Origin of the sequence: Bradyrhizobium sp. LCT2, assembly GCF_009931255.1 — a bacterium.
Lineage (GTDB): Bacteria > Pseudomonadota > Alphaproteobacteria > Rhizobiales > Xanthobacteraceae > Bradyrhizobium > Bradyrhizobium diazoefficiens.
Map to the genome: position 1 here is coordinate 417,327 of NZ_CP034432.1, position 17,190 is coordinate 434,516.

Here is a 17,190-nt window from a genome sequence, read left to right on the forward strand (position 1 = left end):
GCCGGCGCTCTCTCTCGGATCGGACCGGCTCAAACCCGTCCTGGCCCGCCTCTCACTCTCTGCCCGATGCCTTGAAACGTTGCAGGCACGAGATTACTTGAGCCGTGTCAGGGTCGCTGCGCTCGCGCAGCAAGAACCGCTTGTGGCGCACGCCCCAAGAGCTGAACGGCCTGGTCAACAGGCTGCCGCTGACCTGCCCCCGCGCTTTTTTGCGCAGGGCGCGGGTCTCGGCATGCGGTTCACGAGCCCCGACAAGACCATCGAACCGCTTCGCACAATGAAGGACGATTTGATGGCTCAAATTCTGAAGTTTCCCACCAAGAAGATCGAACCAGTCACCGTTCGCGGCGGGAGCAAGCACCGTATCAGCGTCGAAGTGCTCGATGATGTTCGGCCGCGGCGTACGCGGTGGAGGGTTCAGTTTGAGATCCAGGAAGCGGCGGGACGTGCTGCTTTGAAGGGCTTTACCGATCGCGCCGTAGCCCAAGGCTATCGACACCGCTTCGAAGTCATCAGCACGCGGGCGGTACGGCGGTTCGTAGCGGAAACCTCCGGTCTCGTCGCCGCCGGCAGGATCGCGATCTGGATCGACGGCTTGCGAGTGCATCCGCGGGTGGCTCGCAGCGCGTAAAAACAGGCTGGGGCGAAGCTCGTCGCCCCAGCCAGCGCTTCTACTCGGCAGCGACCATGTGAGGCTCGTCCGCATCATCGGCCGGAGTTTCCTCGTCGTCCCCGGCGAGGAATTCCGGCAGCGCCTCGTCACCCCCCTCGGGCTCCGCGGCGTCGGTGGTCGCAACCTGGCCGACGTCGGTCATTCTCAAGGGCTCCGGTAGCCAGCCGGTCTCGGCCAGGAGGCGTTCGGCCTCCTTGGCCATGTCACCCTTCTTCAGATGATCGAGGAGCTGGGCGGCCCGCTCGCCGGCGCCTTCCCGCACTGCCTCTAGGATGCGGCGCTTCGGCACGCGGCCGAGATAGTTTTCGACGGTCGGGCGCCAACCGGACGCCACCATGTCGAGGTCGACGGCACGGGCAATGCGATCGGCCTCAGCGATCCGCTGCTCGACCATGTGCGGAGTGACGCCGCCGCCGTAGCGGTCGCCCTTCTCGTAAAGCGCGTTGACGCCGAACGAGGCGCAGTGCGCAAAGAGCGCCGCCTGCTCGTCGCCGGTGAGACCCGTGAGCCAGTCCCAGAGATCGGCCTTGTCCTTCGGCAGACGCTCCTCCCAGGTCTTGTGGCGCGCGTCGATCGCCTTGGCCGCCGGCATATCCTTCAAACCCTGCGCCTGCGCCGGGAAGCTGGCGCTGCGCAAGGAGATCTCCATCGCCGTTCCATAGGAGGAATAGCGGGAGAAGACGTCGAGGCAGAACTTGTGCAGCACCGCCTGGAAGGCGACCGACGGCATGGTCGCCAGTTTATCGCGCAGCGCCAAAGTCCGCTCCGCCGTGAGCTCGGTCAGCAGGCGGTCCGGCAGCGGCTTGACCGCATCGTCATCCTCGTCCTCGGGCTCAGCAACCTGCCCGCCGATGGTGATGACGGCGCGCTGGATAGCCGGCGCTGACGGCTCGGCGCCGTCTAGCGCCGGGGCGGCGGGTTCGCCATCGCTGTTCGGCTCTGGCTCGGCTGTGGGCACTTCGTCCTCGGGCCGGACGTAGCCGCGATCGACCGACAGCACACCTTCGGCATCGATGCTAACGAACACGCCCGCGCGGGTGATGTCGGCCGGCTGATAGATGACGGGCCGCTCTTCGAAGGCGGCGAGGGCCGTCTCGATCTCGCCAAGCCGTTGGTCAGCCTCGTCGGGCAGCTCATCCACGCTGTCATACTCGGCTTCGAGCCTGGCATATTCGGCCTTGAGGGCGTCGATGGTCCCGTGCTCTTCGGCCGAGAGATCAGCAGACACGCCGTCCAGTTCGCGCAAGCCACGAGCATGGCCGTAGGGAAACTCAATGGCGAGCTCGATCCACTTCCAGCCTTCGGCGGCGATCGTCTCGGCCTCCGCCTTCAGCTTCTCAGCGACCAGACGGTCGAGCAGAGCAATGTCCTCAAGCCAGCCGCCGTCGTCGGACTGGAACAGATCGCGCAGCACCACACCACCGGCCGCCTCGTAGGCGTCGAGGCCGACAAACACGGCGCGCCGGTCGGACGCGCGCACCGTCTTCTCCGTTAGCATGCGGCGGATCTGATAGGGCTCCTTCTGCCAAGAACCGGAGATCGCCTGCCAGACCTGTTCCTGTCGTCCATGATCCGCGGTGACGGTGAAGGCCATGAGCTGCTCGAGCGACATGCCGTCGTCGGCATAGACCTCGAGCAGCACGGGCGAGACCGAGGCGAGCCGCAGGCGCTGCTTCACCACGTTGACCGAAACGAAGAACGCGGCGGCGATCTCCTCCTCGGACTGCCCCTTCTCGCGCAAAGCCATGAATGCCCGGAACTGGTCGAGCGGGTGCAGCGGTGCGCGCTGGATATTCTCGGCCAGCGAGTCGTCCTCGGCGAGGATGGTGGTCGCGGGATCGCGCACAACACAAGGCACCGGCGCGGTTTTGGCCAGGCGCTTCTGCTTCACCAGCAGCTCCAGCGCCCGATAGCGCCGTCCGCCGGCCGGGATCTCGAACATGCCGGTCTCGGCACCTTCGGCGTCGAGGACCGGCCGGACATTGAGGCTTTGGAGCAAGGTACGACGGGCGATGTCCTCGGCCAGCTCCTCGATGGAGACGCCGGCCTTCACACGCCGAACGTTCGACTGGCTGAGCACCAGCTTATTGAAGGGGATGTCGCGCGAGGACGACAGGGTGATCTTCTGAACGGCAGTTGCCATGGGTGATACTCCGCGACGGGCGGCCCAAAGACTCTCTCTGGGACCTCCAACCCGTCACAAAGCGCAGCGCCGCCCTCTTCCTCTCAAGGGCAGCGCCGCGCGTCGATGATCAGGAAAGACGGAAAGGCACGAAGCCGGAGACACGCCGTTCCGTGTATCCGGCTTTCCGGGTATCAGGCTACGCGGTCGAGCAGCTTCTTCGCACGCGCCTCCAGATCGAGTCGCGCGTCCTGATGGGTCTTGCCCCGCGCAACCGCCGTAATGCCTTGCACGAAATCGAACACGCTCTCGGGCTTGCGCCCTTCCTCCGATAGCACCCTTTCGAGGATTTTCGCTGTCTCGGCCTTCGAGAAGCCGCGCTTGCGGAGAAACTCGGTGCGATCGTCGTCGGTGCGGGCGACGATCGTTTCTCGCGCCGCCTTGATGCCATTGACAAATGGCATCGGTGATGAATTGGCAAAGCTGGCCAGCGCCGGCGCCGCCTCGTGGGCAAAGCGAGAGGCGGCGTATTTGGAGTGACGAATGGTGATCTCCTCGAAATCCTCGACGCCCCAGAGATTGCGGTTCTGGCAGACGGCGCGGAGATAGAAGCTCGCCATGCCGAGCGTCTTCGCTCCCACCTCGGAATTCCAGCAATAGAACCCGCGGAAATAAAGGTCGGGCGAGCCGTCGGCCAAACGGCCGGCCTCGATCGGGTTGAGATCGTCGACCAGGAACAGGAAGACATCGCGGTCGGACGCGTAGAGCGTCGTTGTGTCCTGTGTAATGTCGACGTGCGGGTTATAGACACCGGTCGACCAGTTGTGCACGCCCGGCACCTTCCAGCGCGTGTCTCCCGTGCCATTGCCCGCGATGAGCTGAACAGCGGCGACGAGTTCGTCGTCGAAAATTCGGCCATATTCGGGGCCCGTAACCGCGCGAAGCTCGACGCGACCGTCTTCGATCTCGAGCGTCTTCACCTGCTCGGCGGAATGGGAGGTCAAGCCGTACTGCAGATTGATGCCGGCCAGCGGTGCCGGAAGCTGGCGGAGGTAGGCCGCTGGCGCTCCGACCAGGCCGGCGAGTTGGCCGAAACTCCAGTGGGTCGATGCAATCGGCGTGTCAGAGCCGGGTAGGATCAGCGACAGACGCTCGGCATTGTCGCGACTGGCCTCAACCCGGATCGCAGCGCTCTCGACCGTTCGGGTCCGGCTTCGCTCGGTCCGTCCACGCACCGCGGCATAGAGGTCCGCCAGTGACAGATAGCGCTCGTCCGCTGGCCGCGAGAACCATTCCGACGACACTCGGCCGACACGCGTCCCGCGGGTCACGTCCACCTTGTAGCCGCCGGCATGGTCGCGGCCAGCGCTAAAAACTTCGACTTGGGTCATGGGTCATCTCCACGACAGGCGCCGGAAGGCCTCTCCTCCGTTCTTCAACCTGTCACAGCGAAGCCCGCCCGCCCTCTCACTCTAATGGGGGCGTTGCGGGGTATCCCCGCAGAAGGGGTCGGCCGAGACCCAAGGCTCGGGCGCAGGGGAAGGCTTTCCCCTCACGGCGTAACGTCGGAGTTAAGGAAGTCGGATCGACGTCTACGCGACGCCGGTCGAGCTCTGGTGGATCAAGTCGCTTTACGGTTTTGCAGACGCCAATGCGTCTCGAGCTTATCGCAAAGCTGCTTTTGGCGAGCGGCAACGATGGAAGGAGTCCAATCGTTGTGCTCCAAAACTTGCGTCGTCAACACGAACGGCGACACACCGTCTTTTGCGAAGTACGCCTTTTTCTTGCGATCGAAGTCCCAATTGCTGGCCGAGGCATTTTTCTTCCTCGTCAGAAGGGCCAAATTTCCGAGCGAGTGAACGATGTCGAGGCGCTTCTGCGCGTCCGGAAACCACTCGATCCACTTGCTGTCTGCCTTCGGATTCTGCGGCATCACGTGCTCAACGGTGATGGTATCGTAGTCGTAACTTGCGCCACCGCCGGACATCAATGCGTCCAGACGAAGCAACACAGCGGACCGGGCGCGAGCGGCTAGTGTATCGTATAGAGGTCCGCTCAAAACTTTGAACGTCGCTGCCTGTTCGGCCTGCGAAAGCCGTAGCGCGGATTTCTCGCTTGCCAAATCATCACCGCTCTCGACTTCCTTGGTGAGCCGAGAGAATTTCTCTATGCGGTCATTGATACTGCTCTTACGGATCAACATGGAATACGCAAGGCGCTCCAAGTCCCGGAAGAACGTCTCCATTTTCTTAGGCTGGCTGCGGTGGCGCACGGCAAAGGCCAAGGCGGGCGGTAGCCAATCGTTAAATTCGAGGCGGTTTAACCACTTCAAATGCTCGTTGACGATTTCCGCCTTTTCCGAGCTGACGTAAGCGGAATCGGTCAATTCAGCAAAGACCTCGCCGGTGGGAACGATGACATCATCGATCAGTTGCTTGGGTTTGTAAGCTTGCGCAACATGTTCGCGGAACTCTTTGAGGACCGTGCCTTTCGGCTTCGCTTTGCGATAGATCATGCGAATGAGGCTGAGAAGCTCACTGAACTGATCGCGTCCCAAAGACTCTTCCAGATCTTCCCATTTCTTGGTGTAGGAGTTCCGTTGGCTGTCCTCGATCGCACCGACAATCTCGGCCTTTAAAATGTCGCCAGGTGCGAGTGGTAGTCCACGGCTATTTAGAATCGAGAAGATGCGATACGCAGAGTCAAGGTCCGGGGTCGAGACAACAACGAGGAAGCAGCGCGTGACCATGAATTGTGCGAGGGTCAAGCGCTCCGCGACCGTCATCTGCTTAAGCCGCTCGTCAAAATAAAGAGCGTTGCGGCGAAGGTTTTGGCGACTATCAGAATTTTGCTCGCCGAGGGCGATGAGCTTGGCGAAGCCCCCTTCGCGTTGGACGTAGGTTTGAAAGAATTCTAGGTCTCGTGATCGCAGGGCCAGACGAAATCGATCCTGCGTCCCCAAGATCTGACTGCCTTTTTCATAGATGAGCTGGGTGATGTCGCGGCCTTCGTCCATTGATAAGTTTGCGCGAATGGCTGAAAGAAGAAGAGTGATCGTTGTCAGCCTCTGTTGACCGTCCACCACTTGGCAGTCGGGGACGGTTTCGGGCTTGATCAAAACGATGCTTCCCAGGAAATAGGGAGAATACTCTTCTCCGGGGTCTTTCGCCTTGGCAGCATCCCATAGGTCATCAAGAAGATCGCGCGCCTGCTCAACCGTCCATGCGTAGGGACGCTGGAATCCGGGAATTTCGAAAACGTAGTCTCCGCCGAAGATTTTTGAGATCGGTTGTTCGTGCGCGGAAAGTGGTGAAGCCATTATTTCCTCTCTCTAAATGGAGGAAACATGGCATCCAGTACCCATGGTTGTCGAGGCTCAATTCCACAAGTCCTCAGATTTGAGCCTGCCCCTTGCCGCGCGTCGCTGATCCGAGAGCTTTCACCCTGGATGAAGTCACCCAGTTGGAGTTTTACCGTGACCGCAGGCCGACGAAATCGGCAGCGGACATCTGCTCCAAGCGCTAGTCGACCAGCCGACCAAGGTCGTCGCGATCGCCCGGTGTCGGTTGCGAACATCGCTGCGGGACTGGCCAACACCGTCACGCCTCTCGTTAAGATTGACCGCCACAACGTCACCTAGTAACGGATACTTGAGCTACCGCCGCCAGTCCTGGCCAGCGCATCATCGGACAACCTTCAGCATCCTCGACTTCGTGAACTTGGGACCGCGAGGCGCAAGTATTTTTACTACGCTCCGTCACTCCATCCTGCGATGTTCAGCGACGGCCGGCGCGCCAAGTCGTCCGAATTTGATACGAGCTACGCTAGCTTATCGAGAATACCGTTTTCTTCCGTTACTCCGGGTGTCAACATCTCGGCCATTTCGACCGTGCTGTGTCGTGCGGCAGAGTGATGGAGAATACGAATGTCAGACGCCAAATTCCTCACGCCCGAAGAAGTATCTACACGATACCGTGGCGAGGTGACAGTGGGCACGCTGCGGAACTGGCGCGCGATGCGACTCGGGCCTGCATACGTTAAGATCGGCAAAGCCGTCTTATACCCGCTGGACGAACTTGACGCATGGGATCGGAAAAACCTTGTGATCTGTAGTGCGTCGAAAGGACCTAGCGTGGGAGCTTAACGCGGCAGTCATCCTCGCCAACCTGGAGGAAGACCTCCCTTGTCCGAATGTCCGCCAATTCTCGTTGGCCGCTAGACCTGCCAAAAGACGTTTGACTGGCATGCCCCGCAGAAGGCGTAGCCCCACATCCCGGCTTCGTATTCTACTTCTTCGCCTTCGCTCATTTCGTCTTGGTCAACCTCGATAGGCGCCAGCTTCCCGATAGCGCCGCACTTGGGACATCGGCTCGGCATGTGATGTCCGGGGCGGACATTGAAGTATTCGCCGTTATCGGGATTGCGCTTGGCCCACAGATCCCGCGCTTCTTTAACTTGCTCGACGAGAGACTCAAACTCTCCCCAATCAATCGTCCATTCCTTCTTAGATCGACGCTTCCATATTCGCGCGCTTTTCAGAAGGTGGTCGTCGAATACCTGCTGACGACAATCATTGATCACTCGGAAATGCCTCCTGAGATACTTGTATCGTTCGGCTGTGATCTTTCTTTCCTCTAGCAATATCGTCGTCCGCACCCAATGATGGATGTCGTGGCAATCGATGCAAACGATCTCGATACGCAGCAGCGTTGCGGTCCCAGCGCTTCCATTTTCTCGATAGTTCCAGACTTCGTGAGCTTGAAGTCGCGGCCCTGTCGACCCGCAAATTTCGCAGCAGGCGCCCCGTAGCTTGACGAGCCCGCGGCGGAGTTTATCCCATCGTGCCTTTCCGATGCCTTCGCTCGATCGTAGATTCAGTTTCGCGAGCGGTTTCGGGATCAACTCGACGCGGAGTTTGAGCTGACGACGCACACGTGCCTTTGAGGGCTGCTTGTTTGCCAAGATCATCGAGCGTGTCCGCGAGCAAGTACGAAGACCAGGAAGGCACCGACCATGATTCGGATCGTGATCGCTATAGCTCCAAATCTGCGTTACATTCTCGAGCGTGTGCAACCGTGATCATCACGCCGGCTCACGACTTACCGTCCCCAGTCTGCGTCCCCTGCCACTGGTGGCATGCATAAAAAGCTAGCGTATCCATGTACATAATTGAACCAGCACGGTCATGCACAACCACCCTAGCGGCGATCCCTCGCCCTCGCAGGCCGACATCCAGATGACGAAAGCGATCATCGACATCGCCAGGCCGCTCGGCATCGCCGTGCACGACCACATCATCGTCGGCAAGAACGGGCATTCCAGCTTGAAGGGGATGAAGCTGATCTGACGACGTCGGCTCTCGGGGCTAAAGCGGACCTTACCGCGAACTTCGCAAAACGACGCGACTGACCCAAGGCGACATTCAACGTCTGGAGTGATTTCCAGCTTCTGTCTGATCTTCGGATGCTAGCCGGGGAAGTCGCGGAACTCCTTGACGAGATTAAACGGAATTTTCCACCCGGCGCCTCCCCCGCGCATCAGCATCTTGATGTCTTCCGCCCTGTTTTCTTTTCCGGTTTTCGGATCGGTCTCCAGCGTGTGGCCTTGGCTGTCCCAAGGTTTGCTCGCGCTCTTCGAGTAGTAGCCGAGAAAATGGCCGGATTCATGGGCAGACGTGTTAGGCCCGCGTTGCGAGCTGATGAAGGCAAGGTCCAGCGATCGAGCAAATGAGCCATTGGCGGGGCCGCCATTGGACCAAACCTTATCGACGCAAAAAATGGTTAGATGGGCGCCCTGAACTTTGTGTTTGACGAAGAAGCCCTTCAGTTTTTCGACGTCGATCACATCGGGAAAGGTCGCTAGGCTCGCATCCTTCATGCCAGTCGCACTGGCGAGGTCCTGTTTGACGGCAGCCTGCGAGTCGTCGATGACCAGCCAGTCGCTTGGCACCCGCTCGAAGCGGATGTTGGCCTGCGGCCTCCATATATTGTTCATCGTCAGCAATTCATCTTGCTCGTTGCAAGGCTTCTTGGCGTGAAACGCCGGAGCGCCGCCACTCCCCGGAACCATGACGTTACGGAACGCCACCTTGATCTTGATTTCCGGCAGCACGACGACATGGAGCTTGGCTTCGATCTTCCGGCCGGCCGACCGGGCCACCACCTCCAGGCCGGGAAAGCCAATCGGCTTAATCCGGCCATTGATTTCGAAAAACCGTGCATCGCCATTGAAGGTGGTGGGAAGTGACGCCGCCCTGAGCTGCGGATCGATATCGGGTTCGGAGAAGGTGTCTCTGGCTTGCATTACGCGTCTAAGGGTATCGGCGCCATCGATCTCCTTGATCCCGAGGGCATGGGCGTTAGGATCGACTTTGAGCTTTCTTCCGGGATCGATCAGCGCCACGATGTTGGAGCCGCCGAACGGCACCACCATGCCCGGCGGGCTGCGGCGCTCATCGATGCCGGAGCGGCGGAAAACCTCTTGAAAAGCGGCCATGTCTGGTTCTCCTGTCTTAGTTCGGTCCGTCAACGCGAAATTTTGCGCGCGGAATGAGAGCCTCCTTCGGCGGCGGGAACACCATCTGGCCGGCCCCCGCGGCGAGATGCAGAAAATTTCGGCGGCGAAGTTTCATGGCAGTCCCTCCGCAACAATTGGGCACGGACGGCAGTAGGCGTAGCCTACTCCGCTTTGCGGAGAACGCGGAAGGCCAATCAATGTCCGCTTCTGGCCCATCAGAGAAGTGGCGGAACGCTTCATTGAGGTCCGTTCAATCAAACGCCTCATCGGCCGCGCTCCACGGCCAGAACGAAAGCCGTTCCGAGCGATCCGGCGAATGCGCGCGGTGTCAGGCCGGGTATGTGAATGACCGAGGCCACGGCCGACGGCCCGGACTTCCGGCACCACGCACTTTCCTTCATCCGCCTTGAGTAGTCGTAGATCTTGCCGGTGACGATGGGGCGGGCTTGAAAAACGCTCTCAGCGGCGGCAATCTCGGCCTGATTGAGGCCTCGATCTGGAGAATCTCGGCTTATGCCGATCGATGCGAGGATCGACGATGAAGCAGCGGCTTATAATGTGGCTTGCCGTTGTTGCGGGCGTCGCCCTGGTGCTCGCCGTCGCCTGGGCCGCCATCCTCTGGACCCGCCCGGAGCCTATTCGCATCGCGTTCGCCAATTCGCTCTCTGGACCGTCCGCCCCGGCCGGGACGGAAAGCCTGGTCGCGACGCAGCTTGCAATCGACGAGGTGAACGCCAAGGGTGGCGTCAACGGACGGCTAATTGAACTCGTTCTGTTCGACGACGCAAGCGATCCAGCCGTGGCGCGCGCGAACGCGCAGGCGATCGCCGACAGCCCATGCGTCGCTGTGCTCGGCCATTATCTCAGCTCCGCTTCGCTCGCGGCAGCGCCGTTATATAAGGATGCGCGGATTCCGGCGCTCACGGGAAGCGCGGCTGCCGACGATCTGACATCCACCAATGATTACTATTTTCGTGCGTTGGCGCCAGTCTCCGCGCAGGCGCGCTCGATCGCGGAACATCTGCGCGCCGTGATGAAGGAGCCAAAAGTCCGTCTTGTTCACACGCGCGATTCCTACGGCAAGAGTTTTGAGCATGGATTTGCCGCGGCCTATCCGGCGGAGCAGTTGCACGTGTTCGGACTGGACGTCGCAGCCGGTCAGATCGGATCGATGGATGGGACGCTAGCCGCTGCCGCGCAGGAGCCCGGACCCGGCGTTATCGTCGTCGGCGCGGCACCCGATTTTAGCCCAGACATCGTCAAGGCGCTGCGCCGCCACGGCATCAAGGGAACGATCATCGCATCCCAAGGCGCGGCCCGCGAAAGCTATTTGCAGAATTTCGCCAACGAGCCCGAGGAAAAATTGCATCCGGGTTTCTTCAGCGAGAATCTGTATGCTGCTTCATCGCTGATGTTCGACAGCGCAGGCGTGGCGGCGCAGGCCTTTGCCGTCGACTACAAGGCGAAAGCGGGAACCTCGCCAAGCTGGGTTGCCGGCGGCGCGTATGACGCCGCGCGCCTGATGATCGATGCGCTGAAACGAGCTGCCGTACATCACCGGTTTATGGGGCAGGGGATTCAGAAACGATCCGACAGCAAGGTTGCGGATCGCGACCGGGTGCGCGCCGCACTGGCCGCGATCGACAGTCCGAAGTCGGCGGTCGTCGGGCTGACGGGGCGGCTCTATTTCAACGCGAACCGCGACATTCCGCGCCCGATCCGAATGGGTTTCTTCCATTACGGTCGGTTCGTCACGGCGCCGCAGCAACTCGTGCGCATCGATCAGCCTGATGGAATCGATCTCGCCGCGGAACAGGAGAAGGGCCATGTCATCGCGTTCGAGGATCGGCGCTACTGGATTCAGCGCGTCGTCTATACCGGCATCGACATCATTCGCGTCAGCCGGATCGACGTGAAGCAAAATTCGTTCAACGTCGACTTCTATCTCTGGATGCGATTCGCTGGCGACGATGATGCGCAGACGCACGTCGAATTCCCGGCATCGCTGGATCGCGGGGCGTTCGATCCAGCTCGACCGATTCAGGCTGGACACGAAGACGGCCTGAGCTACCGGCTCTATCGCATCAACGGCGATTTCAAGGCCCATTTCGATCTCCATGATTATCCATTCGACACGCAGCAATTGCATCTACTTTTTCAGAACACGGAACAGCGGCGGGAACTCGTCACCTATGTCATCGATCGGTTCGGCTTGCGCCTCGCCGACGACGGAAGCTCGCGGGCCGAGGACGGGGCCTATTCCGGACTTCCGCTCTGGCGATTTCTCGGGCTGAACTATTTCGTCGAATCGCTGTCCAGCGGATCGACGCTCGGAAAGGCGCCTTTGTTTGGTGCCGAGGCAAGGACGGAATTCGCAGGCTTCGATGCGGCCATCATGCTGCGCCGCAGCTCCGCCATCTACATGCTGAAGAACCTACTGCCGCTGTTTCTGCTCGTGCTCGTCGTATTCGCCACGCTGTTCTTTCCCGAAACCATGTTTCGTGAACGCGTGACGATCCCAGTGACCTCGATCCTGGCGAGCGCGGTGCTGCTCGTAGCGGTGAACAGTCAGATCGGCGATGTCGGATACACGGTGGTGGTCGAAGAGATGTTCTACATCTTCTTCGTACTATGCCTGATGGCGATGTTGGCGGGCTACAGACATGAAAAACTTCGGGACGCGGGCCGAAAGCGCGTCGCTGTTGTTTCGGATCACGTAGCACAGATCATTTATGCCGGGACGGTGCTCGCTATCATCGTCGTGCTCTTCCGGCGTTATGCCGTGTGAGGCAAGCGTGGATACCTCGCCGGCCCGCCACACATCGCCAGGCCGCTCGGCATCGCCGTGCACGACCACATCATCGTCGGTAGAAGCGGGCATGCGAGCTTGCGCGGGATGCGGTTGATCCAGGGCTCCAAATCGTGGCGGCGGATTGAGAGGAAGTCCCGCCTATCTTATCAGTGCCTGCCGCTGAATCGGCCGCATGGCTCTCAGGCCATCTCACCGAACCAGTTGCCACCCTTTCGGCGTCCAGCGCAGCAGCGCGGCGGAAAGCGGCTTCGGCGCGCGCGCCATGACGTTCCTGGCGAGCGTCCGCAGCGCGTCGAGCGCGGCGCCGCTGTCTTCGCTTGCATAGAGCACGAGATCGGCCGACGGCGCCGCCACGATCAGGACGCCACCCTGGGCCTGCGCGAGCGGCGCCCAGCTGTCGATCAGCGCAAGCCGGCTGGTCTGATAGTAGTCTCCCTTCAGCGTACCGAATTGTCCTGATGGGACCGCCTTTGCGGCGGTCGCGAGCGGCTTCATGCTGCTGCGCAGATTGGCGATGGCGATGTCGAAGACCTGGTCCGGCGTCAGGCCGAGCGCAGCACGATCCTTGTCATTGAACACCCGTATCGTCCGCGGCGAATCCAGCACCGGGACGATCACCAGCCCCTCTGCCAGAGGCCGCGTCAGGGCCGGACCGCGCGCATCGACCTCCCGAAGCGCCTGCCGCATGTAATCGGCCGAGCGCACGACCACGCGCAGCGCTGCTCTGGTGGGAGGATCATTCCGATTGCTTGTCGTTGCCACGACGCCGCTGACATAGGTGCCGATCTCCTTGCTGCAGGCGCCCGTGTTGGTCTTGCAGAAGGCGTAGATGCGATCGAGGTTGGCTTGCAGAGGGCCGATCGAAAGCGTCAGCGGCCCCTTGATCACGACAGGGGTGTCACGAATCTCGGCGCGGATGCGCTCGGCCACGAAAGCCGTAAACGCGGGTTCGTCGGCTGGAATCTGTTGCGCGCGGGCGGACCCGGCTCCGACGAGATCGCCCGCTGCGATGACGGCGATCAGAAGCCGGCACATGCGAGATCGGATAGTCATGCGATCCACCACCCCGGGATGGCGGCCCGCGGCCGATGCTCACCCCTCCCCGCCAAGTCAACCGCCGGCCGCCGTCAACCCCGCGACGCCGGCGGCTGAACGATCAATAGCAATATCGGGGATCGACCGGGACGTAGCGGCCGTCGGGGCGCTGCATGTAGCAGCCGCGCTGATAGGCGTAGTAACCGGAGCGGCGGCGCTCGCCCTCGGAAGCGATCGCGGCGCCCGTTCCGGCACCGACGACGGCCCCGATTGCGGCACCGCGGCCTCCACCGATCGCGCCGCCGAGGATCGCCCCGCCGACACCGCCGATGATCGCGCCGCCGACGGCGTCCTGGGCCGCCGCCTCATGCACCGGCATTGCCATCGCAACCGTCAGACACGCAGCGATCCCAAAACTTCCAATGCGAAGACCTCGAAGCATGCTCGACCTCCCCTGTGGTGAGCTGTGTCATAGCGCCGGAAGCGGATTCGGGCCAGAAAAATAGCCAGCGCCGCCACCTGGACGCGCCGTGATGGCGCCGGGGGGCTCTGCGAGGCGGCAGCTCAGACCGTGCCGGGTGCGGTGCACATGCCGGCCATCTCCGTGTCAGGGCTCGATCCAGCGCTGCACAGCCTCGGCGGTGTCGGCGGGCGTGGTGTTGAAGCAGATCGCCGCATTGGGCGCCAGGCGGTGGACGAGGTTGAGCACCTTCTCGAACAGCAGCAGGCGCTGCTTCGGCTCGCGCAGGCCCGCGCCGATCACGATGCAGTCGAAGCTCTCGTCGCGCAACGCCGCCGTCACCGCCGCTTCCGCAGCCGCGTCGAGATCGATCAGGCAGCTCGTGACCTCGTAACCGAGACCGCGCAGGCGCAGCAGCTGGGTCTCGATATAGTTGCGCACGAGCTCCGGCGTGAGCTGCGGGAATGTGCTATAGTCCGCAACCCCGGGTTCGATGCCGATCGCGAGGACGCGCTTGGCCATGCAAGCCTCCTGAGCAAGCCTCCTGACCGTGTGCGCTGCTAACGGGCGGACGCCCCAGCAGGTTCCAGGATCGCGGTGACCCGCGTTCGCAAGCCACATTCGGCTTGCGACCTCCGACCGCAGTGCTGCCGCCGATTTCCCGCTCAGGCTGTAACCCATTTCACACACGCCGGGCCGGCGACCTGTCACATTCTCGCAGATTACGCTGGCGCCACGCCCTGATTACGGCGCCCGGCCTACTTTGACATGCACGGAGAGTAGATCGTTCATCCATTTGCGGGAGCGGGAAATGTTGTCATTCGAGAGCTTGAAAGACGAATACGAGCGCAATTGGGCCAGTCTCGAGATCAGGCCCTCACGCCTCGCCGAGGCCAATGCGGTCGCACGCAAGGCCCTCAACGGCAAGGCGACCTATCAGCAGATCGAGCGGTTGACCGGCGTGCCCTGGTATTTTGCCGCGCTCTGCCACTATCGCGAATCCAACTTCGATTTCGACACCTATCTCGGCAACGGCGAAACGATCCATCGCGCGACGACCATCGTTCCGAAAGGGCGCGGCCCGTTTGCCACCTTCGTGGACGGCGCCGTGGACGCGTTCAGAATCGAGAATTTCGTTGGCGCGCACGACTGGGGTGTCGCGCGGATTCTGTTCCGGCTCGAGGCGTTCAACGGCTTCGGCTACCACGCCAAGGGCTGCAATTCGCCCTATCTCTATGGCGGCTCGACACTGTACGGCCCGCCCGAGGCAAGGGCCGGCAAATTCGTCCGCGATCACGTGTTCGACTCGAACCACGTCGATTCCCAGCTCGGCACCGCGGTGATCCTGCATGCGATGATGTCGCTCGATTCCTCGATCGCCATCGACGGCAGCACGCAATTCGTCGGCCGCACCGAGCCCGAGGACGACATCGCCTCGACGGTCGTTCTGATGCAGCAGGCGCTCAACAAGCTCGGCGCCAACCCGCCGCTCGCAGAGGACGGCATCAGCGGACCGAAGACCAAGGCTGCGGTCTCGCAGTTTCAGCAGCAGAACGGCCTGAGGGATACCGGCCTTCTCGACGGGGCCACGGTCGCTGCCATCACGCGCGCGACGCAGTCGGGCACCGCCGGGCAGACCGGCGATCTGTCCCAGGCCCTGAAGCGGCTGGAGGACCTCGCGCAGTTGCTGCGACCGTCAGCCGGCGGCGTAACGCCGGGGACGACGACACCGGGCAACACGCTGCCCGCCACCAACGACCCGATCAGCCTATTCGAACGGCTCTTTTCCCTCATCAACAAGACGGCGCCCATGCCAGGACCGGTCACCCCGACCAATCCCGCCCCCGTCGATCAGCTGAAGCAGGTTGTCGACCTGCTCAGCACCTTGCTCAACAAGGACGGCAAGCCCGTGCTCGGCCAGGTCAACGGCGCGCTCGGCGAGACCATCGGCAAGCTGCTCGACGGCAAGAAGACCGCGCTCGGCATCGGCGGCTCGGTGCTCACCGCGCTGCTGTCGTCGGTGACGGCAAGCCCCAATGCGGGCGGCATTGCCGGATTGCTCGGAACGATCGTGTCGGCCGTGCCGGGCCTTGGCCAGTTCGCGATGCCGATCTCGCTGGCGCTCACGGCCTGGGGCGTGCTCGGCAAGCTGGAGAAGTGGGCGCAGGGCACCGCGCCGCCGCCCAAGGCTACGACGTAAAGCCGACGACGTAGAGCCGACGACCTAACCACGACCGCGCAGCCGTTTCAGCGCGCCTCAAGCCATGCCGCCGGCATCGGCAATGTCTGCCGCACGTCGTTCCATCAACCCGCGCTCGCGCGCATTGGTTGCAAGACGGGCGGCGGTCTCGAACGATAGCCGTGCCTCGGCGAAGCGGCCGAGCCTGTGCAGAAGGTCGCCGCGCACGGCCTGAAGATGGTGATAAGTCCTGAGCGCCGGCTCGTCGGCGATCAGCTCGACGAGATCGAGCCCGGCCTGCGGCCCTTCGGCCATGCCGAGCGCGACCGCGCGGTTGAGTTCGATCACGGGCGAGCGCACCAGCGTCGCAAGCTGGCCATAGAGCTCCGCGATGCGTCGCCAGTCGGTGCTTGCGGCCGTCTCCGCGGTGGCGTGACACGCGACGATTGCGGCCTGCAGCGTGTAGAACCGGCCGGCTCCGCCGAGCTCGCGCGCGCGGTCCAGCGCCCGAAGGCCGCGGGTGATCTGGAGCCGATCCCACAGCCCGCGATCCTGGTCCATGAGCAGGATGGGCTCGCCATCGCGGTCGGTGCGGGCATGCATCCGCGCGGCATTCAGGTCCATCAGCGCCATGAGACCGTGCACCTCGGGCTCGAGCGGCGCGAGCCCGACCAGCACCCGTCCCATGCGCAGGGCCTCGTCACAGAGCTGCGGCCGCAGCCACTCCTCGCCGCGAGAGGCCGAATAGCCCTCGTTGAAGATGAGATAGACGACCTCGAGCACCGAGGCCAGACGCTCGGAAAGCGCCTCGCCTCCCGGCGTTTCGTAGGTGAGGCCCGACCGCGAAAGCGTGCGCTTGGCGCGGACGATGCGTTGGGCGATGGTTGCCTCCGAGACTAGGAAGGCGCGCGCGATCTCGTCGGTGGTCAGGCCGCAGATCATGCGCAACGCCAACGCCGCGCGGGCCTGCCGCGGCAGCAACGGGTGGCAGGCCGTGAAGATCAGCCGCAGCCATTCGTCACCGATGTCGTCGTCGAGGGCGGTGTCGAAATCGGGCATCGCGTCCTGTTTCTGCATCAGCTCGTGCGTCAGCAGGTCCTGCTTGCGGGTGAGCATTTTCGCCCGGCGCAGATGATCGAGCGCACGGCGCTTGGCTGTCGCAACCAGCCACGCGCCGGGATTATCCGGCACCCCGCTGAGCGGCCAGGCCTCCAGCGCGGCGACCAGTGCGTCCTGGGTCAATTCCTCCGCGAGCGTCACGTCCCGCAGCATGCGCGACAGCGTCGCGATCAGCCGCGGCTGCACGACGCGCCAAGCTGCGTGAATCGCGGCGCGGATCGCGTGATCGATGTCGGCGGCCGTCATCGCCGCCGACTAGAGCCCTTTCCGTTCC

Annotated in this window: 13 protein-coding genes and 1 pseudogene; 4 read left to right on the forward strand and 10 right to left on the reverse strand. The window is 62.4% G+C overall.

What is annotated here, in order from left to right:
* Positions 1 to 52: 52 nt before the first annotated feature.
* From EI171_RS02770 to EI171_RS02785, 4 genes are all read right to left on the reverse strand, one after another.
* The gene (locus EI171_RS02770) at positions 53 to 709 is read right to left on the reverse strand and encodes a hypothetical protein (RefSeq protein ID WP_161532543.1); all 657 of its coding nucleotides are present in this window, start codon (positions 707 to 709) and stop codon (positions 53 to 55) included.
* Positions 672 to 2,816 carry a ParB/RepB/Spo0J family partition protein gene (locus tag EI171_RS02775; protein WP_161532544.1) on the reverse strand — a complete coding sequence of 715 codons (2,145 nt, stop codon included), beginning with the start codon at positions 2,814 to 2,816 and terminating at the stop codon, positions 672 to 674. Before EI171_RS02775 ends, EI171_RS02770 begins: the two co-directional genes overlap by 38 nt.
* A gap of 173 nt (positions 2,817 to 2,989) precedes the next feature.
* Positions 2,990 to 4,186 (reverse strand): DUF932 domain-containing protein, encoded by a 1,197-nt coding sequence (locus EI171_RS02780; protein WP_161532545.1) that lies wholly within the window; start codon positions 4,184 to 4,186, stop codon positions 2,990 to 2,992.
* 230 nt (positions 4,187 to 4,416) lie between these two features.
* Positions 4,417 to 6,114, reverse strand: a complete 1,698-nt coding sequence (locus EI171_RS02785) for a DUF262 domain-containing protein (protein ID WP_161532546.1) — start codon at positions 6,112 to 6,114, stop codon at positions 4,417 to 4,419.
* A 606-nt stretch (positions 6,115 to 6,720) separates the two neighbouring features.
* Between EI171_RS02785 and EI171_RS45360 the strand changes: the two genes are divergently transcribed.
* On the forward strand, positions 6,721 to 6,939 hold the full coding sequence (locus EI171_RS45360; protein WP_161532547.1) for a helix-turn-helix domain-containing protein: 219 nt from the start codon (positions 6,721 to 6,723) through the stop codon (positions 6,937 to 6,939).
* Between the two features lie 71 nt (positions 6,940 to 7,010).
* On the opposite strand, the gene EI171_RS02795 is transcribed toward EI171_RS45360, so the two are convergent.
* A complete protein-coding gene (locus tag EI171_RS02795) occupies positions 7,011 to 7,763 on the reverse strand; it encodes a hypothetical protein (protein ID WP_161532548.1) in 753 nt (250 codons plus the stop codon).
* Between the two features lie 214 nt (positions 7,764 to 7,977).
* Between EI171_RS02795 and EI171_RS02800 the strand changes: the two are divergent.
* Positions 7,978 to 8,142 (forward strand): annotated as a pseudogene (locus EI171_RS02800) (JAB domain-containing protein); the annotation flags it as partial.
* 119 nt (positions 8,143 to 8,261) lie between these two features.
* Here EI171_RS02800 and EI171_RS02805 read toward each other — a convergent pair.
* Positions 8,262 to 9,290 carry a hypothetical protein gene (locus tag EI171_RS02805; RefSeq protein ID WP_161532549.1) on the reverse strand — a complete coding sequence of 343 codons (1,029 nt, stop codon included), beginning with the start codon at positions 9,288 to 9,290 and terminating at the stop codon, positions 8,262 to 8,264.
* 559 nt (positions 9,291 to 9,849) lie between these two features.
* On the opposite strand from EI171_RS02805, the gene EI171_RS02810 reads away from it, so the two are divergent.
* Positions 9,850 to 12,099, forward strand: a complete 2,250-nt coding sequence (locus tag EI171_RS02810) for an ABC transporter substrate-binding protein (protein ID WP_161532550.1) — start codon at positions 9,850 to 9,852, stop codon at positions 12,097 to 12,099.
* 213 nt (positions 12,100 to 12,312) lie between these two features.
* On the opposite strand, the gene EI171_RS02815 is transcribed toward EI171_RS02810, so the two are convergent.
* From EI171_RS02815 to EI171_RS02825, 3 genes are all read right to left on the reverse strand, one after another.
* Positions 12,313 to 13,176, reverse strand: coding sequence for a hypothetical protein (locus EI171_RS02815; protein ID WP_231166616.1), 864 nt, complete (start codon positions 13,174 to 13,176; stop codon positions 12,313 to 12,315).
* A 103-nt stretch (positions 13,177 to 13,279) separates the two neighbouring features.
* Positions 13,280 to 13,600, reverse strand: a complete 321-nt coding sequence (locus EI171_RS02820) for a YMGG-like glycine zipper-containing protein (RefSeq protein WP_011082914.1) — start codon at positions 13,598 to 13,600, stop codon at positions 13,280 to 13,282.
* A 165-nt stretch (positions 13,601 to 13,765) separates the two neighbouring features.
* The gene (locus tag EI171_RS02825) at positions 13,766 to 14,140 is read right to left on the reverse strand and encodes a hypothetical protein (RefSeq protein WP_028175101.1); all 375 of its coding nucleotides are present in this window, start codon (positions 14,138 to 14,140) and stop codon (positions 13,766 to 13,768) included.
* Positions 14,141 to 14,429: 289 nt separating this feature from the next.
* Here EI171_RS02825 and EI171_RS02830 point away from each other — a divergent pair, with 289 nt between their 5' ends.
* Positions 14,430 to 15,818, forward strand: coding sequence for a peptidoglycan-binding protein (locus EI171_RS02830; RefSeq protein WP_161532551.1), 1,389 nt, complete (start codon positions 14,430 to 14,432; stop codon positions 15,816 to 15,818).
* Between the two features lie 57 nt (positions 15,819 to 15,875).
* On the opposite strand, the gene EI171_RS02835 is transcribed toward EI171_RS02830, so the two are convergent.
* Complete coding sequence (locus tag EI171_RS02835; protein ID WP_161532552.1) at positions 15,876 to 17,162, reverse strand: RNA polymerase sigma factor; 1,287 nt, start codon at positions 17,160 to 17,162, stop codon at positions 15,876 to 15,878.
* Between the last annotated feature and the right edge of the window lie 28 nt (positions 17,163 to 17,190).

Bases quoted from the DNA above. Each gene is read 5' to 3' on its own strand.
- EI171_RS02770 (WP_161532543.1), bottom strand. From the start codon at position 709: ATGATGCGGACGAGCCTCACATGGTCGCTGCCGAGTAGAAGCGCTGGC.
- EI171_RS02775 (WP_161532544.1), bottom strand. From the start codon at position 2,816: ATGGCAACTGCCGTTCAGAAGATCACCCTGTCGTCCTCGCGCGACATC.
- EI171_RS02780 (WP_161532545.1), bottom strand. From the start codon at position 4,186: ATGACCCAAGTCGAAGTTTTTAGCGCTGGCCGCGACCATGCCGGCGGC.
- EI171_RS02785 (WP_161532546.1), bottom strand. From the start codon at position 6,114: ATGGCTTCACCACTTTCCGCGCACGAACAACCGATCTCAAAAATCTTC.
- EI171_RS45360 (WP_161532547.1), top strand. From the start codon at position 6,721: ATGTCAGACGCCAAATTCCTCACGCCCGAAGAAGTATCTACACGATAC.
- EI171_RS02795 (WP_161532548.1), bottom strand. From the start codon at position 7,763: ATGATCTTGGCAAACAAGCAGCCCTCAAAGGCACGTGTGCGTCGTCAG.
- EI171_RS02805 (WP_161532549.1), bottom strand. From the start codon at position 9,290: ATGGCCGCTTTTCAAGAGGTTTTCCGCCGCTCCGGCATCGATGAGCGC.
- EI171_RS02810 (WP_161532550.1), top strand. From the start codon at position 9,850: ATGAAGCAGCGGCTTATAATGTGGCTTGCCGTTGTTGCGGGCGTCGCC.
- EI171_RS02815 (WP_231166616.1), bottom strand. From the start codon at position 13,176: ATGACTATCCGATCTCGCATGTGCCGGCTTCTGATCGCCGTCATCGCA.
- EI171_RS02820 (WP_011082914.1), bottom strand. From the start codon at position 13,600: ATGCTTCGAGGTCTTCGCATTGGAAGTTTTGGGATCGCTGCGTGTCTG.
- EI171_RS02825 (WP_028175101.1), bottom strand. From the start codon at position 14,140: ATGGCCAAGCGCGTCCTCGCGATCGGCATCGAACCCGGGGTTGCGGAC.
- EI171_RS02830 (WP_161532551.1), top strand. From the start codon at position 14,430: ATGTTGTCATTCGAGAGCTTGAAAGACGAATACGAGCGCAATTGGGCC.
- EI171_RS02835 (WP_161532552.1), bottom strand. From the start codon at position 17,162: ATGACGGCCGCCGACATCGATCACGCGATCCGCGCCGCGATTCACGCA.